The 17,871-nt window shown below is 29.6% G+C and carries 14 protein-coding genes and 1 pseudogene; 6 read left to right on the top strand and 9 right to left on the bottom strand.

All coding sequences use genetic code 11. The features are described from left to right. Window positions 1-559: 559 nt before the first annotated feature. From H3S73_RS08270 to H3S73_RS08235, 7 genes and pseudogenes are all read right to left on the bottom strand, one after another. A pseudogene (locus H3S73_RS08270) lies at window positions 560-961 on the bottom strand (carbohydrate porin). After that, window positions 958-1,122, bottom strand: a complete 165-nt coding sequence (locus tag H3S73_RS08260) for a carbohydrate porin (RefSeq protein ID WP_198236357.1) — start codon at window positions 1,120-1,122, stop codon at window positions 958-960. The pseudogene H3S73_RS08270 and the gene H3S73_RS08260 overlap by 4 nt, the downstream one beginning before the upstream one ends. 194 nt (window positions 1,123-1,316) lie before the next feature. Then, a complete protein-coding gene (scrK, locus tag H3S73_RS08255; RefSeq protein ID WP_065602896.1) occupies window positions 1,317-2,177 on the bottom strand; it encodes a fructokinase ScrK in 861 nt (286 codons plus the stop codon). Window positions 2,178-2,304: 127 nt separating this feature from the next. Next, on the bottom strand, window positions 2,305-5,001 hold the full coding sequence (gene mngB, locus H3S73_RS08250; protein WP_370528796.1) for a mannosylglycerate hydrolase: 2,697 nt from the start codon (window positions 4,999-5,001) through the stop codon (window positions 2,305-2,307). A gap of 26 nt (window positions 5,002-5,027) precedes the next feature. Continuing rightward, on the bottom strand, window positions 5,028-6,125 hold the full coding sequence (locus tag H3S73_RS08245; RefSeq protein WP_039127226.1) for a PTS fructose transporter subunit IIC: 1,098 nt from the start codon (window positions 6,123-6,125) through the stop codon (window positions 5,028-5,030). 19 nt (window positions 6,126-6,144) lie between these two features. After that, a complete protein-coding gene (locus tag H3S73_RS08240) occupies window positions 6,145-6,462 on the bottom strand; it encodes a PTS fructose transporter subunit IIB (protein WP_025316764.1) in 318 nt (105 codons plus the stop codon). After that, window positions 6,459-6,920 (bottom strand): PTS sugar transporter subunit IIA, encoded by a 462-nt coding sequence (locus H3S73_RS08235; RefSeq protein WP_039127231.1) that lies wholly within the window; start codon window positions 6,918-6,920, stop codon window positions 6,459-6,461. The genes H3S73_RS08240 and H3S73_RS08235 overlap by 4 nt, the downstream gene beginning before the upstream one ends. 170 nt (window positions 6,921-7,090) lie before the next feature. Here H3S73_RS08235 and H3S73_RS08230 point away from each other — a divergent pair, with 170 nt between their 5' ends. The 6 genes from H3S73_RS08230 (at window position 7,091) to dndE (ending at window position 14,843) form a co-directional block, all read left to right on the top strand. Next, window positions 7,091-9,019, top strand: coding sequence for a BglG family transcription antiterminator (locus tag H3S73_RS08230; RefSeq protein WP_198236355.1), 1,929 nt, complete (start codon window positions 7,091-7,093; stop codon window positions 9,017-9,019). A gap of 56 nt (window positions 9,020-9,075) precedes the next feature. After that, window positions 9,076-9,330 (top strand): hypothetical protein, encoded by a 255-nt coding sequence (locus tag H3S73_RS08225; protein WP_198236354.1) that lies wholly within the window; start codon window positions 9,076-9,078, stop codon window positions 9,328-9,330. Window positions 9,331-9,799: 469 nt separating this feature from the next. After that, entirely contained in the window at window positions 9,800-10,882 is a 1,083-nt protein-coding gene (dndB, locus tag H3S73_RS08220; protein ID WP_198236353.1) for a DNA sulfur modification protein DndB, read from the top strand. A 2-nt stretch (window positions 10,883-10,884) separates the two neighbouring features. Next, window positions 10,885-12,498, top strand: a complete 1,614-nt coding sequence (dndC, locus tag H3S73_RS08215) for a DNA phosphorothioation system sulfurtransferase DndC (protein ID WP_086336135.1) — start codon at window positions 10,885-10,887, stop codon at window positions 12,496-12,498. Window position 12,499: 1 nt separating this feature from the next. Beyond that, window positions 12,500-14,464, top strand: coding sequence for a DNA sulfur modification protein DndD (gene dndD / locus H3S73_RS08210; RefSeq protein WP_198236352.1), 1,965 nt, complete (start codon window positions 12,500-12,502; stop codon window positions 14,462-14,464). Between the two features lie 22 nt (window positions 14,465-14,486). Next, window positions 14,487-14,843, top strand: coding sequence for a DNA sulfur modification protein DndE (dndE, locus tag H3S73_RS08205; RefSeq protein ID WP_086336137.1), 357 nt, complete (start codon window positions 14,487-14,489; stop codon window positions 14,841-14,843). A gap of 67 nt (window positions 14,844-14,910) precedes the next feature. On the opposite strand, the gene H3S73_RS08200 is transcribed toward dndE, so the two are convergent. Then, the gene (locus H3S73_RS08200; RefSeq protein WP_198236351.1) at window positions 14,911-15,879 is read right to left on the bottom strand and encodes an O-methyltransferase; all 969 of its coding nucleotides are present in this window, start codon (window positions 15,877-15,879) and stop codon (window positions 14,911-14,913) included. After that, window positions 15,872-17,188 (bottom strand): ATP-binding protein, encoded by a 1,317-nt coding sequence (locus tag H3S73_RS08195; protein ID WP_086336139.1) that lies wholly within the window; start codon window positions 17,186-17,188, stop codon window positions 15,872-15,874. Before H3S73_RS08195 ends, H3S73_RS08200 begins: the two co-directional genes overlap by 8 nt. Window positions 17,189-17,871: the final 683 nt, after the last annotated feature.

The raw sequence follows: 17,871 nt of genomic DNA, 5'->3' as shown, positions 1-17,871 counted from the left end.
GATGTCTTCAAAAACGTGTTGTTGTCTTTCTAATTTAAGTATGAAGCACCTGACATACGCATTGTAAATGAATAAATAATAAACTTATACATAACCAAAATCACATTATTAATCATTGCGTCATAGCTTAGGCACTTTTATCTTAATCTGGATTGATTTCAGTTGAAGCCAGTTGATAGAAAATAGGAAAAGTAATTCTAATAATTGCTATGGACATAAAAAACCAGCTTTGGGCTGGTGTCTTTTTTGGAATTGGTGCCCGGACGCGAAATCGAAATAAAATTATAATTTATTGATATTAAATAACTTTAATTCAAATAAAAACTATTTGTATCCACTTTTATATTAATAAGTCAACTTGCTTGAATTTAAATATTTTTAACTGCTAAACATACAAATGAATCACCATCTTTTCAAAGTGTTATTATATAAATAAAAGTATTAAATCAATTAATGTCTAAAATAATATAATAAGTAAAAAAACTCTAATTTTGAAATGATTTAATATTTCTATCCTGCTCTAACGAGCTAGGATAAAAATATTAATTATATTAGATAGTTAGAAGAAATATTTAAATCTTACGCGCGCACCATAACGATTATCAGAGCCACCGCCTTGATTCTCATCACGAGATACATGTGACCAGTAAGAACCTAGATAGATATTAAAGTTATCCATATCCATTACATTGGGAATTAAATATGATGCATTAACAGTATGAATCTTATATTTACCTTTACCTAAACTATCTGCACTGTCTAAATTATCGGTTGAAGTCGTTGGTTTGTATTGTTTAATATCATTCGCTGCAAAAATATAACCTAAACCAATTCATTGCCATACTGCATTAACGCCTGCTGAAAAATCTTTTTCTTGATTAGCATCAAGGTAAGCTGTGCTCACGTTAACCACTAGATTATCTAGTGATTGATTCCAATTGCCCGCGGTATTAAAACTCATTGTTGCTCCATAGCCCCATCTAAACCGATGAGTAAACGACCATTAATATCCCAACGTTTATCACGATTAGCATTACTATCTGCCGTTGTTTTTAATGAAGTTGAACTATGTTTTTTGCTTGATGCATCGATATTGAATTCGACATCACCATATAATTTCAAATCACCTTGGCTAGTTTATCACTCAATTTGTGCAAACGTAGGAAAACTGGATAAACAGCATAAAGCAACAAAAAGTTTAGAATATTCCATTACCCGATCTCCGATTAAAGTATTATGTAATCACATAAATAAACTACAATTTTTTCAAATTACGATTAAATATAATGTGTGTACATTAAAAAAATAATGTTGATTTAAGAAAGTAATTTTTTGGCCAGTAAAAAATTACCAATTGTTGCACTACCATTATTTTCTATAGATGGTGTTTTTATATATTCATCCAAATTTTCAATTGTAATATAATTATTCATGAGCAGTTTAAAGTGTGCTTTAACTCTACCTAACATATGATCTTGATACATTACCCCGCCACCAAGAATAATCATTTTAGGTCGTATTATTAATGTTGCATTGAAAATTGCTTGAGCTATATAAAAAGCTTGCACATCCCATACATATGAATCACTGGTTATATTTTCACCCTTAATACCTGTTCTAGCTTCAATACTTGGTCCTGATGCCAATCCCTCTAAGCAATCATGGTGAAATGGGCAAACTCCATTAAAATCCTGATCTAACAGATGTTTTTTTACCATTTGATGTCCCATTTCTAGGTGCCCTACGCCACCTATAAATTGGCCATTTTGAATAACACTACCCCCAACTCCCGTCCCTATTGTGTAATAAATCAAATTATCACATGAATTTAAATACATTTCTCCGTAAGCACTTGAATTAACATCTGTTGTAAAAAATACAGGAATATCTAATTCTTTTTGAATAGGAGAAACTAAATCAACATTAGACCATCCTTGTTTAGGTGTATTTAAAATATATCCGTATTTATCACTATTTTTATTATTATCAATAGGACCGAAACTGCCGATTGCAATTGATGAAACTCTATTCACACTGAAAAAGTGATTAACTTGTTTAATTGTTTGTTCATAGGTTGTGGTTGGGATAACTTCACTCGTAATTATCTCATTTTTCTCATTTCCTACTGCGCAGAGGAATTTCGTTCCACCAGCCTCAATACTACCAAATAAATTCATTTTTGAACCTCTTAAAAATAAATTCAATATCATAAATAAACTTATTATGATTTATATTATTTTAGATAATATATCTATAAATAATTTAGCCAACATCATCCATATTGGCTAAATTTTATTAGCTTTATTAATGAGTTAATTCATTTTCAAATTCGATATAAATCGTAACAAACTTAGCGTGCTCAATACCTTTAATATCAATACTATTATTAAATATATCTATATTATCTAAGCAATGTTCTTGAAGATTAACTTTTTCAGCTAGTTTAATTTTATGCTTAAACTTAATTGTTGAATGACTAATCTGTTTATATTTACCATTATAAAATCTTAAGATATAACCCGGTCTCTCTTCAGCTTTCTTTATAACACTTAAAATTAAATCTCCGCTGGTTTCCATCATACTAAAAGTGACAGGAAGTGTTTTATTTACATCTGATAATGTAAATATTAATCTTGAGTTTAAAAAATCTGCTATTTGGTAAACTTGAACTGGTGATAATATTTGTTTTGTTAACTCCGCAACATTTGAAGAGTTAAATGATTCAGGATAATAAAAAACCGAAAACGAATATGTCATATATTTATGACACTGGGCATCAGGAGTTTTAATAGTTGTTTCACCAGAAGCTCGTCCTGGTCTGTACATTAAATTCTCTTTTCCCATAAAACCATATGTTCTAAATATAGTTAATCGTATAATACTGTAATCATCACCAATGATTTCATATTCTCGAACCCCTTTTGGTACGACTGCAACACCTTTATTTTCATCAGATAAAGTTACAAAAGTTTGGCAAGTTTCGATTGCTATAGGTTGCTCACTCCAAGAGTTTTTATTTTGCTCCCATAAGCTCATTTCTTTTTCAAATAGAACCGGTCTTTTTATTACACCAAATTGATGATCTGCCGTTGAAAATTTAGATGCAATACTTGTATCAAAAGATACACATACTCGATGGCTATCAACTAATGTATTATCTACTTGTAATGAAAAATCAATTACAGGAGAATCTTTTTTAATGGTTAAATTTAATGTGATTGGTAATAAAGTTGTACATTTTCTTTGTGATCTTTCTTGTAGATTTTTAGGTACTAACATTTCAAAATCTATACAAACCATACTAACGATATCTGATTCTTTTATCGTTATCGTAGGTGAAAAATCTGTAGAATAAACGACTAAATCGTTAACCGGAGGTGAATAATTAAAGGAATCCCCATCATCACCATTATCTTCTATAATAGCTTGATTTTTATAGGTTACATTTGATTTTTTATCTAAAATGTCTAAAGAACCATTCTTATTAACAGTAATTGTATAGTAACTATTTTCAATTACATTAGTAGATTTTTGTTTGATTTTTTTATGTGTACTGCCATTCAAATCTAGCGTTAGTTGGTTATAACCTAAGCTAGGTAGATTAGATGATTGTAACGCAATTTTTGCTTTATATACTTTCTTTGGAATATATATTTTTTTACTTGGGTTAAGAATATTTCCTTGATTAAGAACATATTGTGTCTGATCTACTAATTCTAAAATTGTATAGGGAATCTCCATACCTTGCTGATCTAATATTCTAAAATCTTCTTGTGGTAAATAAACATCTGCTTCAATAATTCCACTTCTAGATTTATTAAAAGTATTAAATACAGTTAGAGTGATTTCTTTACCAGAAAAATTATCAATTCTCATCGATATATTTCTCATTGTAAGCTCTATCAAGTTCTCCGAAATATCCCTAATTTGTTTGTAGCGCATATAGATATCTTCATTAGCAGAATCAGATACACACGAACCTATCGAATCATGCGCAGCATTTTCAAACATCAATTTCCATATTTCACGAACTGTTTCTACTGGATATTCGAAACCTAATGACATAGAAATACTTAAAATAGGTTCCATTATATTAACAAGATAGTTTTGAGTTTGTGTATTTAATTGTTTTAAATCTGATCGCGAAGAAAAAATAGTTTTATGAATTCTCATTAATTTTCCATTAATTAACTCACCACTAATTTCTTCTAAGTCCGGGTTTTCATTTTTTATAGCATTTATATAGTTTTCTATAGTAGATATTTCTAATTCAAACTCATCTTTATATAATTCATTCATTCTAGCTATTAATTCTAATAGATTTTCTCTTGGTGGAGCTTGATCAAATCCATTAGGGAAAAAAACATGATTAGTTGAACTTCTTGCCCATGTTTTTCTAAAAGGATCTTGTTTCAAATAAGTTGCTAGTTCTTGCGAATCCTCAGGAATAGCTCCGCCAATGTAATAACCACTAGGAATTTGGAATACATTTACAATTGAACCATCTTCTCCTTTCCATCTATATTCTGTTTTTTTGACTTCATCATCACTAACTCCGCGCCAAAACATTGTATCTTTAATGCCGAATTCTAAGTAAATTTGAGGCATGCTTGATGATTGACCAAATGAATCTGGAACATAACCAACTGGCATATATCCACCAAATTCACTACAAATTCTTATACCATATTGCATATTTCTGATAATACTTTCACCAGATATCACTAACTGATCTGTTTGAGTATACCAAGGACCTATAATTAACTTACCTTTTTTTACTAGTGATTCTATTCTATGTTTATCTTGCGGTCTCCATTTGAGATAATCATCTAAAAGAGATGCTTGACCATCTAATAAAAATGAATCATATCCATTTTCATCTTCTAATAATTCAATGACTCTTTTAAAATCATGCATCAAATATACTTTAGAGCGACTAGTTGTGAAATACCACTCTCTATCCCAATGAGTATGCGGAACTACATGTACTTTTTTCATTATCTTGGCCTATTTAATTTAAATTAAGTTTAATTTTCAATGCTGATCTCAATATCATCAATATCTATTAATTCTTGCTCATCATCTCTTTTAAAGTTAACAAACAATGGCGCAAAAAAACCGATGAAAGCAGCACCAACAAATAGACCGACTAAATATGCCCCGCCATTTCCGACAGTAAAGAAACCATAAACACCGCCAACAGGTGGCATCTTGTCAAACATCCCTAATAAAACACCTAAACCTGATGCTATAGCTCCACCAATAATATTAATTGGTACTAACTTTAATGGGTTTACTAAAGTAAATGGTATTGCACCTTCGGTAATACCAATAAATCCCATCACAAAATTATTCCGGCCTGCATCTAATAATTCAGCATTAAATTTTTTCTTATGGAATAACGTTGCAAAAGCATATCCCATAGGAACAGCACAAATAGCAATATTAACCATGATTGCAGGCATATAAATCTGTTCAATTAATAACACATTTCCTGCCATCCATGCAGCTTTATTAATTGGGCCACCTAAATCAGAAGCGATCATTCCCCCAAGAATAATAGCTAATAATAGTTGGCTGACATCATTCGCTATCATACTTCTGATCCAATTAACTAATCCTGTGTTAATCAAAGCTAGTGGTTCAGATAAAACAGCTCCCATAATGATAGCTACAGATAAAGTAGCAATTAAAGGTAGAATAACCAGTGGCATTACGCCTGAAAATGATGCAGGTAGATGAATTTTATTTTTTGCCCATTTAACTAAATAGCCAGCTAAAAATCCAGCAATCACCGCACCTAAAAATCCAGCATTAGTTGAACTAGCAACAGCTCCACCAATAAATCCAGCACCAATTGCAGCCTTATCACCAATAGAATATGCAATAAAACCAGCTAATACTGTATTTATTAATGCTATACCTACCCAACCCACTTGTTCTATCAAATAAAGAAAGTGCTCAAAACCAGAACTATCTTTAAAAATATCTAGACTAGTAATACCCATAGATAATGCTATCATTTTGGGAATAGCAATTACTAAAGAAGCTCCGATAATTAATGGTAGAACAAAACTAATGCCACTCATCAAATGCCCTTTCAACTCAAACATTATTTTTTTCATATTAATTTCTCTTATTTAGTTATTTTCTACTTTCTATGATATTCACACATTTTTTTAAAACTGCTTCAGGAGCCTTAATACAAGTGGCAATACTAACTTTTAATTGAGGCTTATCTTTAAATCTATCCATATCTATTACTTTTTGATCTGTTGCTAATAAAACAAAATCAGCTTCATCAACTTCAGCTTGTGAAATTTTATTAACTTGCCCTAAAGATCCTTGTTGCTCAATTTTTACATCATAACCTAATTTTTTACCCGCATTCTCTAATGCTTTAGCAGCCATAGGTGTGTGCGCAAGTCCTGCTGGGCAGGCTGAAATACCAACAATTTTCATACTAATACCCCTCTTGTCATTTCCTTACTGATTAGTGATATAATTTTATTTATATCTGTTGAAGCTTTTATTTCATTTTTAAAATCATCTTCCATTAAAGCTGTAGCTAGTTTACTTATCATCATAATATGGGTAGTGCCAGCCTCATTTTTAGGCACAAATAAAGCAAAAACATATTGAACATTACTCTCATCAAATGTTTCCCATTCTATCGGTTTAGCTAATTTTGCAAAAAAAACAGTTGGAGTAATAACAGCGTCATCTTTTGCATGAGGAATTGCAAACCCATCAATCAATCCTGTCGATGATTCTTTTTCTCTATCGATAAATGCTTCCATAGTTTTTTTAATATCATTGACGTAATTATGCTTAAAAGCATTACTTGATAAAAAATCAAATAACTCATCTCTACTTTCTACGTTTAAATTCAAAAAAATATTATTTTCTGAAAGATTCATTACTTTAGTACCTTTAATTAAATAAAATGTATTAATTAATATAATAAGAGATGTTATAAAAAAGCATATCCATACATTTTCATTTTATTTTGGAAAATTAATGTACTATCTTTTTTTCTAGAAGTAATATCATATTGATAGTGATTTTTTAAATGAGGCCTCTTATTACTATGAGTAAATTTTCGTACCAACGGTTAGATGATTTATTTGATTTTTTTTTACTTAAAAAAGAGCCTATATTAATTAAAGATATTGCGTCCACAATTAATGTGTCTGAACGAACTATTCGCACGGACATTTCTAACCTAAATGATTATTTAATTAATAAAAATGCCAAAATAAAATTAATAAGACAAAAAGGTTATATCTTAGATTGTGAAGATGAAAAAAAAATCATCGACTGGTGGGGTAATTTTAATAAAACTGAAGGCTATAGTTTATTAGGCTCTTTAAAAGAACGTCAGAATTATTTATTCGCTTTATTATTGAATGAACTAAAATATTATTCTGTTTATGAATTAATGGAACATTTATGTATAAGTAAAAATACATTATATATGTACTTGAAAAATATACGTGAAACATTATCAAACTATAATTTAAAACTAATTAATAATACAAATACTGGATTTAAAGTTATTGGCACAGAATACGATAAACGAAAAGCTATATTAGATTTATTTTTGATTAACGATTTACAATCTTATTTGGTTGGATTCACGGACTTAGAAAAGTTGTTTTTGACAAATATTGATTTAGATTTATTAAAAACATTAGAATCAAAACACTTATATTCTCTACAATTATTAGACTCTGATTTTTATCATAAAAATATAATATCGACTATTGCATTGGCAATAGCTAGAGTAAAAGAAGGATTAACAATTAATGAAATATCCATTGAAGTTCCAAAGTTAATGGATCATGCATTAGATGCAATATATTTATTTCTTAAAGAAATAGAAAACTCATTCTCAATCACATTACCCATTAATGAAATCAACTATTTTATTCTAACTTTATCCATTAATGTACCTAGATTAATCAAAAACCCTAAAAATCACCCATCTGAATCGTCGATCATCGTTGATGAATTATTAACATCAATATATGAGACATCTAATCTTAATTGGACTAAAGATAAGATCTTATTTGAAGATTTAGTTAACCATATTGAGAATTTTATTAAAATTAGTTCAATAGATAAAGAAAGAAAAAATCCAATACTCAGTACAATAATAAATTCTTTCCCATTTGCCTATAGTTTAAGTTTAACCCATCTAGGCGTAATTGGTAAAAAATACAATATCTTTTTTTCTGAAGATGAAGTCGGATATATAGCACTACACATAGCTGGCGCTATTGAAAGACATAAAGCAAAAACTCAACAGCTTAATGTGATTATCGTCTGTGGTGGTGGCTTTGCAATGAGTAAAATTATAGAGTCAAAAATAAATAAAAAATTCCCAAATAAATTTAATATAAAAAAAACATACTCCTATGCTGAATTTCAATTATCAAATATAAGTGACATAGATCTAACAATTACCACACTTCCATTTACTCAAGAAAACACTCCCACTGTTTACATTGATATGTCAAATATAGATAAAGCAATTGATGATTTAAAATATTATCTAACCGATGATCAAATTAATAATAACGTTATGCAACTTTTTAATCCTGAAAATTTTTATTACTTTGACACTGATAAATTATCTAAAAAAGACTTATTAGTAAAAATGACAGTTGATCTAGAAAAACAAAATATTGTCTCAGAGGATTTTGTGTCTAGTGTGTTAGAAAGAGAGAGCTTACAAACAACATTGATTAATGATGTCATTGCTATACCTCATTCTATGACAATGATTGCAAACAGATCAAGAGTATCAGTTGCTATATTTCCGAATGGGATACAATGGGAGAAAGATAAAAAATGTAATTTTATATTTTTACTTGCAATATCGAAAACTGATAATGAAATTACAGATAATTTATATGATCTAATATTAAATTTAATTGATGATAAAGCCATGACAAAACAATTATTAAAAGCTTATACATTCCATGAATTTAAAAATTTACTAAGTATTTTATAGGTTAATTATAATTCATTGTAAATGGACTTTATTGTAACCATCAACATTTTATTACGATGGGTAAACACGTTGGACTAGATGAAAATCTGACCAGAGGAATATTTATTGAGTTCAAATCGCTCATGCCTAGTGTTATTTCACAGATCAAATCTCAATTACCAAACCATCACCCTTTACATATCAGTGATGCAATTTTTAATGGTCTTGCAAAACAATCTGAAAAGATCCCTGATTTTTTAAAAGAAGTTTTCTATACTAAGAGATACTTTATTTTATCTATTCCCGTATACGGTATAGATAATAAATTTTAACCTATTGTTATAAAATAATTTATCATGAATCAATAAGATATTTGTATCCGGGTTTGTATCCGATTTTGCACTTGATATGGGGTAATCTCAGTTGACGTCAGTGGACAAAGAAAGTTCCTTGAAAGGTAGTTTTGAAAAAGCTTTAGACATAAAAAAACCAGCTTTAAGCTGGTGTCTTTTTTGGAATTGGTGCCCGGACGCGGAATCGAAGATACGGCTTAAAGCATTGGTATTATTGGGCTGGGGGATTTGAGGTTGGGGAATGTATCCGAAGTTGTATCCATAATTGGGTTAAGCATTGTAATCTAAATATTAAAAAAATAACTGTATATTTATACATATTTATGTTATATTTATGTTTACTTTAGTTTAATAAGATACGTAAAAATTTTTACGTAATAATTTATTTACGTATTAAAATCACGTATTATACAGAATTTGATTATTCTTAAAAATATGTAGAATTATTATGAATAATAATCTTGATTCTAATTATTGCTATTCATTTCCTGCTGTAAGAGGAGTCCAGGCTGGTAGACCCTTTTATATAGCTACGTGCCCTTTACGCATTATTCCTAAAATATTTAGTTTTGATGAGAATGATGTTCCCCCTGAATTAAGGGCACAAAGAACATTAAATAAATCAAGAATTCCGGAAATGGTTAAATATTTATTAGATAACCCTAAAGACTATGTATTTTCTGCTTTAACCGCCTCAATTGCAGTTAATGTCGAATTCAAAGAATATTCTGGCTCACAAAATTTAGGTATATTGCTTGTACCGATGGATTCTCAAATATTGATTAATGATGGGCAGCATCGTAGAAAAGCGATTGAGGAAGCAATTAAGGAAAAGCCAGAATTGGGTCTAGATAATATACCTGTTTTATTTTTTGTTGATGAAGGATTAGTAAAAAGCCAACAAATGTTCGCTGATTTGAATAAATATGCTGTAAAACCAAGCCCATCATTAGCAACATTATATGACCATAGAGATCAAGCGTCAGAATTAGCCCGTAAATTAGCTTCTGAAATAAAACCATTTATCGGTTTGACGGAAATGGAAAGGTCTAGTATATCAACATTATCTAATAAATTATTTACTTTAAGTAGTATTAAACAAGCTACGCGAGCTCTTTTAGGTAAGGGGCCAAAAGATAGTTATTCTGATGAAGAAAAAAAAATAGCGACTGAATATTGGTATCAAGTATATCTTCATATGCCTGATTGGAAAATGGCAATAGACAAAGAAGTATCAGCTTCACAGCTTCGCCAAGAATTTATTCATTCACACGGAGTCGGGCTTCAAGCCTTAGGAATGCTTGGTTATTTTTTATTAGAAAATAAAATGTTAAATTGGAAGAAAGAGTTAACAAAGTTGAAGTTAATTAATTGGCGTAAAACAAATCCAGAGTGGATCCGAAGAACCATGTCGCATGGGAAATTGAGTAAATCTACATCTGCTATACAACTAACAACCAACTTTTTAAAAATTACTTTTGAATTGCCTCTCACTGAAGAGGAACAAATACTAGAGCAACAAGTGAATTAACAATGACAAATTTAAAGCAATGTTATGATTTAGATGACTATAAAAATTTTATTAATCAAGAATTATTTTCTGGTCGAGTTCTGGCTGAATATATAGCGGAAGTTCAGAGAATTTATTGCTCAGATAAACGACCTTGGGTTATAGGTTATAGTGGGGGAAAAGATTCTTCAGCGGTTGTAACCCTTGTCTATTTAGCTTTATTAGGTTTAGAACCTCAATACAGAACTAAATCAGTTTTTGTTGTTTCCTCTGATACATTAGTAGAAACACCTGTTGTCGTTGATTTAATTAGTCGAACACTTGAACAAATTGAAAAAGGAGCTAAAAGAGATAAATTACCTTTAACCTGTCATGCTGTTGTTCCTAAAATATATGAAACCTTTTGGGTGAATCTCTTAGGAAAAGGTTATCCTGCTCCGACAAGAAGTTTTCGTTGGTGTACTGAAAGAATGAAAATCAATCCAGTTAGTGACTTTATTAAAGATAAAATTAGTCAGTTTGATGAAGTTATTGTTGTTCTTGGATCTCGTAGTAGTGAAAGTGCATCTCGGGCACAGGTTATAGCCAAACATAAGATCGATGGTTCTCGTTTAGCAAGGCATACGACTTTAGCTAATGCTTTTATTTATACACCTATTGATACATGGGATGTAGAGGATGTCTGGAAATTACTAAGAGGTGCATTTAGATATTCTCCTGATGATATTGAAGAATGGGAATCTCCATGGGGTGGTAATAATAGACCTCTTTGGACTTTATATATGGATTCATCAGATCAGGGGGAATGTCCACTAGTTATTGATGAAAGTACACCTTCTTGTGGTAATTCTCGTTTTGGTTGTTGGACATGTACTGTTGTGAAAAAAGATAGAGCTATGGAAAGTTTAATTAAAAATGGTGAGGAATGGATGTCACCATTGCTAGAGTTTCGTGATCTTTTATCATTAACTACAGATCCAGAACAAAAAGATATTTATCGTAATTATAAACGACGTACAGGAAAAGTAAGTTATCAATATGCTAAAGAAGGTGAAGATGTAAACCAAGAAAGAAAAGTTGTTCCAGGCCCGTATTGGCTTAAATATAGAAAAATATGGTTAAAAGAACTTCTAGAAATGGAAAAGAAATTTAATCAAACTGGTCATAAAATTCAATTAATAACTGAACCAGAATTACATGCTATTCGTCAAGAGTGGCGCATTGATCCAAATGAACCTGATTGGAATGACTCACTGCCTCAAATTTATAACAAAGTTTATGGAAAAGATTTAAATTGGGTCATAGATGATCAATCTCATTTTGATGGTTCAGATGCACAACTATTGCAATTACTTTCATCTGATTATGATATTGCAGCAGAAATGGTTATGAAACTTATACAGCTCGAAGTATCCCTAGAAGGCCTAGGAAACCGCAATCGAGTTTTCAATAAAATAGAATCAATCTTAAAACAAGACTGGGGTACTTTAGCTGATATAAAAGAGAAGCAAGCTCAACTACAAAAACGTCATGAAAAAGATCTTCATCAAGATGAAATTTCTTCTATCGAAAAAGAATTACAAAATATTCAACGAAAATTCATGAAAACAGAGCACTCTTTTGTAGGAACTAACTGATATGATTATAAAAAAATTATTACTAAACAATTTTCGTATTTTTCAAGGTGTTCATCAGATAGAATTAACACCTGAAACTAATAAGCCGATCATATTATTAGGAGGACTTAATGGCTCTGGAAAAACATCTATTCTAACTGCTATCAGACTCGCACTCTATGGTAAAATGGCTTTTGAAAATGTATTTACTCAGCAAGAATACATTAATCAATTATCAGAACTTATTAATAAAAAAACACTCACAAGACACCCCCAAAATGAAACATCAATCGAACTTACATTTACTTATAATAAAGATGGAACAGCTTCAGATTTTACTATTATTCGTAAATGGACTTTTGGAAAAAAAGATAAATTATCTCTCCTCCAAAATGGAACATGTTTAAATGAACTAAACTATGATCAGTGTCAAGGATTCTTAAATGAATTGATTCCACACGGTGTTGCTGATTTATTTTTCTTTGATGGAGAAAAAATTGCTGAATTAGCTGAAGATACAACAGGTAAATTATTAAAATCGGCAATTCGTCGTTTGTTTGGATTAGATCTTATTGATAAGCTCAGCAATGATTTAATTATATATATTAAACGTAATCAGATTCACACTATGAGTGAAAAACATAAATCAAAGCTAAATCAATTAGAAGAAGAAAAAACAATTAATAAGAAAAAAGCAGAAGAATTGAAAAATCAAGCGTATCTTCTTGCAAAGAAAATTGACTCATTAAGTGTTGAAATAAAACAGGATGAAAAATTACTTTTTAGTGAAGGTGCTGCATTTGCAACATCTAAACAAAAAGATGAAATAGAAAAGCAACTACTTCAGCAGGAGAAAGAAAACACTATTAAAGCAATTAAACAAGAGTTTGAGAATACATTACCACTAACTCTAGCACCTTCACTTCTAAAAGCTATGCTAAATCAATTAAAAATGGAAATAGACTTAAAGAAAAAAAATAATTTTTTAATTGAAATAGAATCATTCTTAACCGCTCTGACAAATGATATTAATTCTAAGTCTGATACTACATCTGAAATTTTATCGCAAGCAATACAAAATCAATTATCTAACTATTTAAATACTATACCAAACATACCAATAGTATTTGATATTTCTGAACGAGAATTTGGAAAATATGAACAAATGGTTTTGAGTGAAAGTGTAAAATCTCATGAATGTTTTAAACAAACCAAAAATAAATTAAAAGATATAGAGTTAAAATTAGAACAAATAAAACATAATTCAGAAAGAGCTCCTGATGATGAGCAACTTACAAAAATCTATTCGAAAATAACAACATTAAATGAAGAACGAAGCAAATACATTAATGATTATAATTTATTACTTGAAAAAGCGAAGGAAAAACTATTGATTTCTTTACAGAAAGCTCGCGAAATACAAAAATTTCATGATTTAGCTCGTATACAGTTTGATTCTAATAACGCCTTAGAAAATGCAAATAAAACGGTTAATTTTTTAGATGAATACTCTAAAGCATTGCGTGATTCAAGAATATCAGCACTTGAAGCTAATTTTTTAGCTGCTTACAAACGCCTAAATAGAAAAGAAAATGAGAATTTAAAAGTAAATGTTGATAAAAATAGCTTTAATGTTGAGTTAATAAATCCTGATGGACAAATAGTTAGTAAAAAATCACTATCAGCAGGAGAAAAACAAATATTTGCTATAGCTATTTTAGAAGCTCTTGGTAAAACATCAGGAAAAGAGCTTCCAATTATAATTGATACCCCCCTAGGACGTTTAGATTCAAATCATCGACAGAAATTAATTGAGCATTATTTTCCATGTATAAGTAAACAGGTTATTATATTATCCACAGATACTGAAATTGACAAAAACTATTTTAATTTGTTAAAAAATAAAACTTCTCATTGTTATCGTATTGAATTTAACGACTTAGCAAATTCTTCTGAAATAAAATCAGAGTATTTCTGGAATAAATGAATTGAGATAAAGGGTTACAATTATGCTACCAAATAGAATGCTATTATCAAAAAACACTGAAGATTACTTAAGGCGTTTAAAAAATATAATAGGTATAACTCCAAATATCTCTTCACGCTTAGCTTTTTACCGCTCCATTGAATCAGGCTTTCGATATGAGCAAAATGAAAATGATTCAAAACTTGATGGAACATTAATTCTTGAAAAATCTACATGGTTAGGTGAACTTGAAAGTATCACAGAACTATTACTTAAATTCATTTATCCAAATATAGATGATCCTAAAGAAATGATGAGGGCATGGGCTGCGCATGTTGATGACGGAATAGCATCATTAAGAAATCATAAACAATTAATAGATTTTATTGATGCAATTTGAAACTATTCACCACAATAATAAAATGGGTCATAAAAAAATCTAAGACCCTTTATTATTTTCAAACTGTTTAAAATATTTCTATTTCAGAAAAAGTTGGATAATATTTATAATTTTTACAAAAATTCTCAACATCTTTTTCGGCAATTCCATAATTATTAGAAATCATCCCATTTATTGATGGCATTTCTTCTGATAAATAACGGATCTCTTTTGTTGTTAGATTTGGTACTTCAATCCTATAGCATTCATCGGAATTTTTATAAAAAGGTAACATATTTAGATTACATCTATCTATTTTATTTTTAATTTCATCTGTACCAATGATGAAAGCTAAACTTGACATAAAACTGGTATCAGAATAATCAAAATACATAATTTGCATACATTCAATATTAGGTTCCCGAAGTTTTCTTGTTGTTAAGTCTTTATTTATCTGATTATGTATCGCTTGACGAATAAATTTAGAAAAACTATTTTTATTACTCCATCCCCTTTCGTCAAAGTTTGCCGGAATATTTTCCTTACCAAATATTTCGATAAATTTATCCTTGTAAGGGGTTTTACTGTGGGGATTCTCTTTTTCTAGATCTGTAATTTTATATGGTTGACTATTATATGTTAAACAAATAATTGAACCCGATGGTAAAGAACTAACTAAAGTAGATATATCTCCAAGCATTTCTTGTGAAAATAGCGAATCATAGTCTAACCATACGATAGATTCTTTATCTAGATTTAATCTTGGTAGAACCTCCGATGCACTACCAAATTCAATATCAATACAAGAGTATGGTTTGTTAAATTCATACCGCTTTCTATTATGAACATCATTTTCAATACTTATCATTATATTAATATGTAGAGATTTATGTAATAAAATAAAATCAACAAAATATTTTGAACCAAAGCCGATATATTGGTATTCATAAAATGAAAAGCATGTAGATAACCGCAGTAACATATCTCTAAACATTTTTCGTTCTATATTTTTTGCAGGTCTGATTGAGTAATTAATTTTTCTTCCTGAGTTAGTCATTTTTATCACACTCATATTTTTTATAATAAATAAACGTTCTTTCTCCAACTTCTTTTTGTGTCATAACATCTAATGACTCTCTAACCATTTCATAGTCAATTTGAGAAACTTTATATGATATGGTCATTAATCTGTTTGTAACAGTCAGAGGTGAAGGTGCAGGTCCTGAAAATTTAACTATTTTAGTTTCAGGTATTTCTGTACAAATATCATATGCATTTTTTGCTTTTGCCTCCTTTATTGCTTCGTTTATTATTTTTTTCTGTATTAAATTACCTTTAAAATTTGACTCTTCTTTCTCTCTCTGTTTTAAGAATGCTATTATAGGTTTGAGTGCTAAGTTCATTCTTCCAAGTGCGGTAATGTATACGGAACTATCTTTATCAATACCTGTTTTTGTTGTTGTCCATGGTAATTTACTAGAATCTTCGCTATCAAACTCAACTATTCCTCTAAAAAATGCATAATCGGCATGGTATTTAGGAATACCATTACTTTGCCATCCAGTAATAGAACTTTGCTCAGCGCTTACAACTAATCGACCGTTACAAACAATATACCATCCAGCATCATTAAGATTTCTGTCAGAGATGCCTGCTAATATTTTTATTTTTACATCATTAAAATCAAATTCTTCGTAATGAATATTTATTGAATCTGAAGTCAAAAAAGAAATTTTATATTCATCAATCTGACGAGAGTTGATATAAATCTTGAGGCCTTCATTTATATTTTTAAAATGAGCTGATGAAATATCAAGAGATAGACAATTAATAAATGTATCAAGCGATAATTGCTTAGATATTTGAGGGTACAAAGAATTTACAGTGATTTTGGTTTCGCCATCACCCAATTCTTCATCTTTTAACTCAGTTATATTGAATGTCCATTCATTTCCTTCGATTTTTTTCCATTCATTAACATCAACATCTATTCTGAATCTATCCTTACTTTTATTAGAAATAACGCTAAAACGATTTCCTAATTTGAATAATGTCCTTTTCATACCAACGCCAAATTGACCTACTGAGTGAGGTGTTGGAGGGGAATCTTTTGGACGTCCAAATCTAAAAGCATAATTTTGAGCAGTATCTCTTGAAATACCACCACAATTATCATGTATACAAAACTGTTCGGAATTTAAATCAATTCTAATCCAACTATTTTTCTGTTTGTTATTACTTCTCCAAGCATCAACACTATTGTCAATAAGATCTAATATTGCTCTATCAAGCGCTATATCTCTTGTTAGCATATCTATGAAAAAATCTTTTGTAGGATTAGCATTTATTGTATTGGTGGTGGTCATTATGATTCCTATTTAATAATTATTTTTTACTTAATACTACATGCCTCTTAATAAATTATAAGAGAAGTAATAATTAAATATTACTCTAGTAGTTAAGTTTAATATGAAACAATATATATATCTTAAATTATTTTTGAAAAATAGTTAGCAAAATTTATAAATGACAATGTAAAAAATGGAGAATTCTTTTTGGCTCTTATCTTCCATAATAATCATTGCAAAAATTTTCACTTGTATAATAAAAATAATTACAAGAACAAGATGTACCATTTTGTTTGAGTGTAATAGTAATAACCTTAGTGCTCATGATCAAAATAGTTGGTTAAATTGACTAGCTCTTTTAAACTATAGCAGCTACTTTCTACAATCCAATAAAACCCTAAGTCATATTCATTTTTTACTGTAAAAGGAATAACCTAGTAAGGTCGGTTCTGTCTAATTTTGTGGATAGTTACAAAAAAATAACACTACATATAACATCCCAATATAGCTTGTTTTATCTATATTGGAATGTAACTAATTACTCAGAATAAATTTGTCAAAACACAATACTCTTCAGGAATACTTTTACCATCGTAATCGGAACTAAAACTTTCACCTGCATAATAAATGTAATTACCAGAATAAAATGTGCCATTTTGTTCGAGCGTAATATCATGACCTTAGCGTACATAATCAAAGTA

This window comes from Gilliamella sp. B14384G12, assembly GCF_016101825.1.
Lineage (GTDB): Bacteria > Pseudomonadota > Gammaproteobacteria > Enterobacterales > Orbaceae > Gilliamella > Gilliamella apicola_N.
The sequence above is the reverse complement of the archived record's forward strand: the minus strand, read 5'-3'. Positions and strand labels throughout refer to the sequence as shown.

Coding starts and splice junctions, on each gene's coding strand:
- H3S73_RS08195 (WP_086336139.1), bottom strand. CDS start 17,188: ATGACCACCACCAATACAATAAATGCTAATCCTACAAAAGATTTTTTC.
- H3S73_RS08225 (WP_198236354.1), top strand. CDS start 9,076: ATGGGTAAACACGTTGGACTAGATGAAAATCTGACCAGAGGAATATTT.
- dndD (WP_198236352.1), top strand. CDS start 12,500: ATGATTATAAAAAAATTATTACTAAACAATTTTCGTATTTTTCAAGGT.
- H3S73_RS08245 (WP_039127226.1), bottom strand. CDS start 6,125: ATGAAAAAAATAATGTTTGAGTTGAAAGGGCATTTGATGAGTGGCATT.
- H3S73_RS08230 (WP_198236355.1), top strand. CDS start 7,091: ATGAGTAAATTTTCGTACCAACGGTTAGATGATTTATTTGATTTTTTT.
- H3S73_RS08240 (WP_025316764.1), bottom strand. CDS start 6,462: ATGAAAATTGTTGGTATTTCAGCCTGCCCAGCAGGACTTGCGCACACA.
- dndC (WP_086336135.1), top strand. CDS start 10,885: ATGACAAATTTAAAGCAATGTTATGATTTAGATGACTATAAAAATTTT.
- H3S73_RS08235 (WP_039127231.1), bottom strand. CDS start 6,920: ATGAATCTTTCAGAAAATAATATTTTTTTGAATTTAAACGTAGAAAGT.
- H3S73_RS08200 (WP_198236351.1), bottom strand. CDS start 15,879: ATGACTAACTCAGGAAGAAAAATTAATTACTCAATCAGACCTGCAAAA.
- scrK (WP_065602896.1), bottom strand. CDS start 2,177: ATGAATTTATTTGGTAGTATTGAGGCTGGTGGAACGAAATTCCTCTGC.
- dndB (WP_198236353.1), top strand. CDS start 9,800: ATGAATAATAATCTTGATTCTAATTATTGCTATTCATTTCCTGCTGTA.
- dndE (WP_086336137.1), top strand. CDS start 14,487: ATGCTACCAAATAGAATGCTATTATCAAAAAACACTGAAGATTACTTA.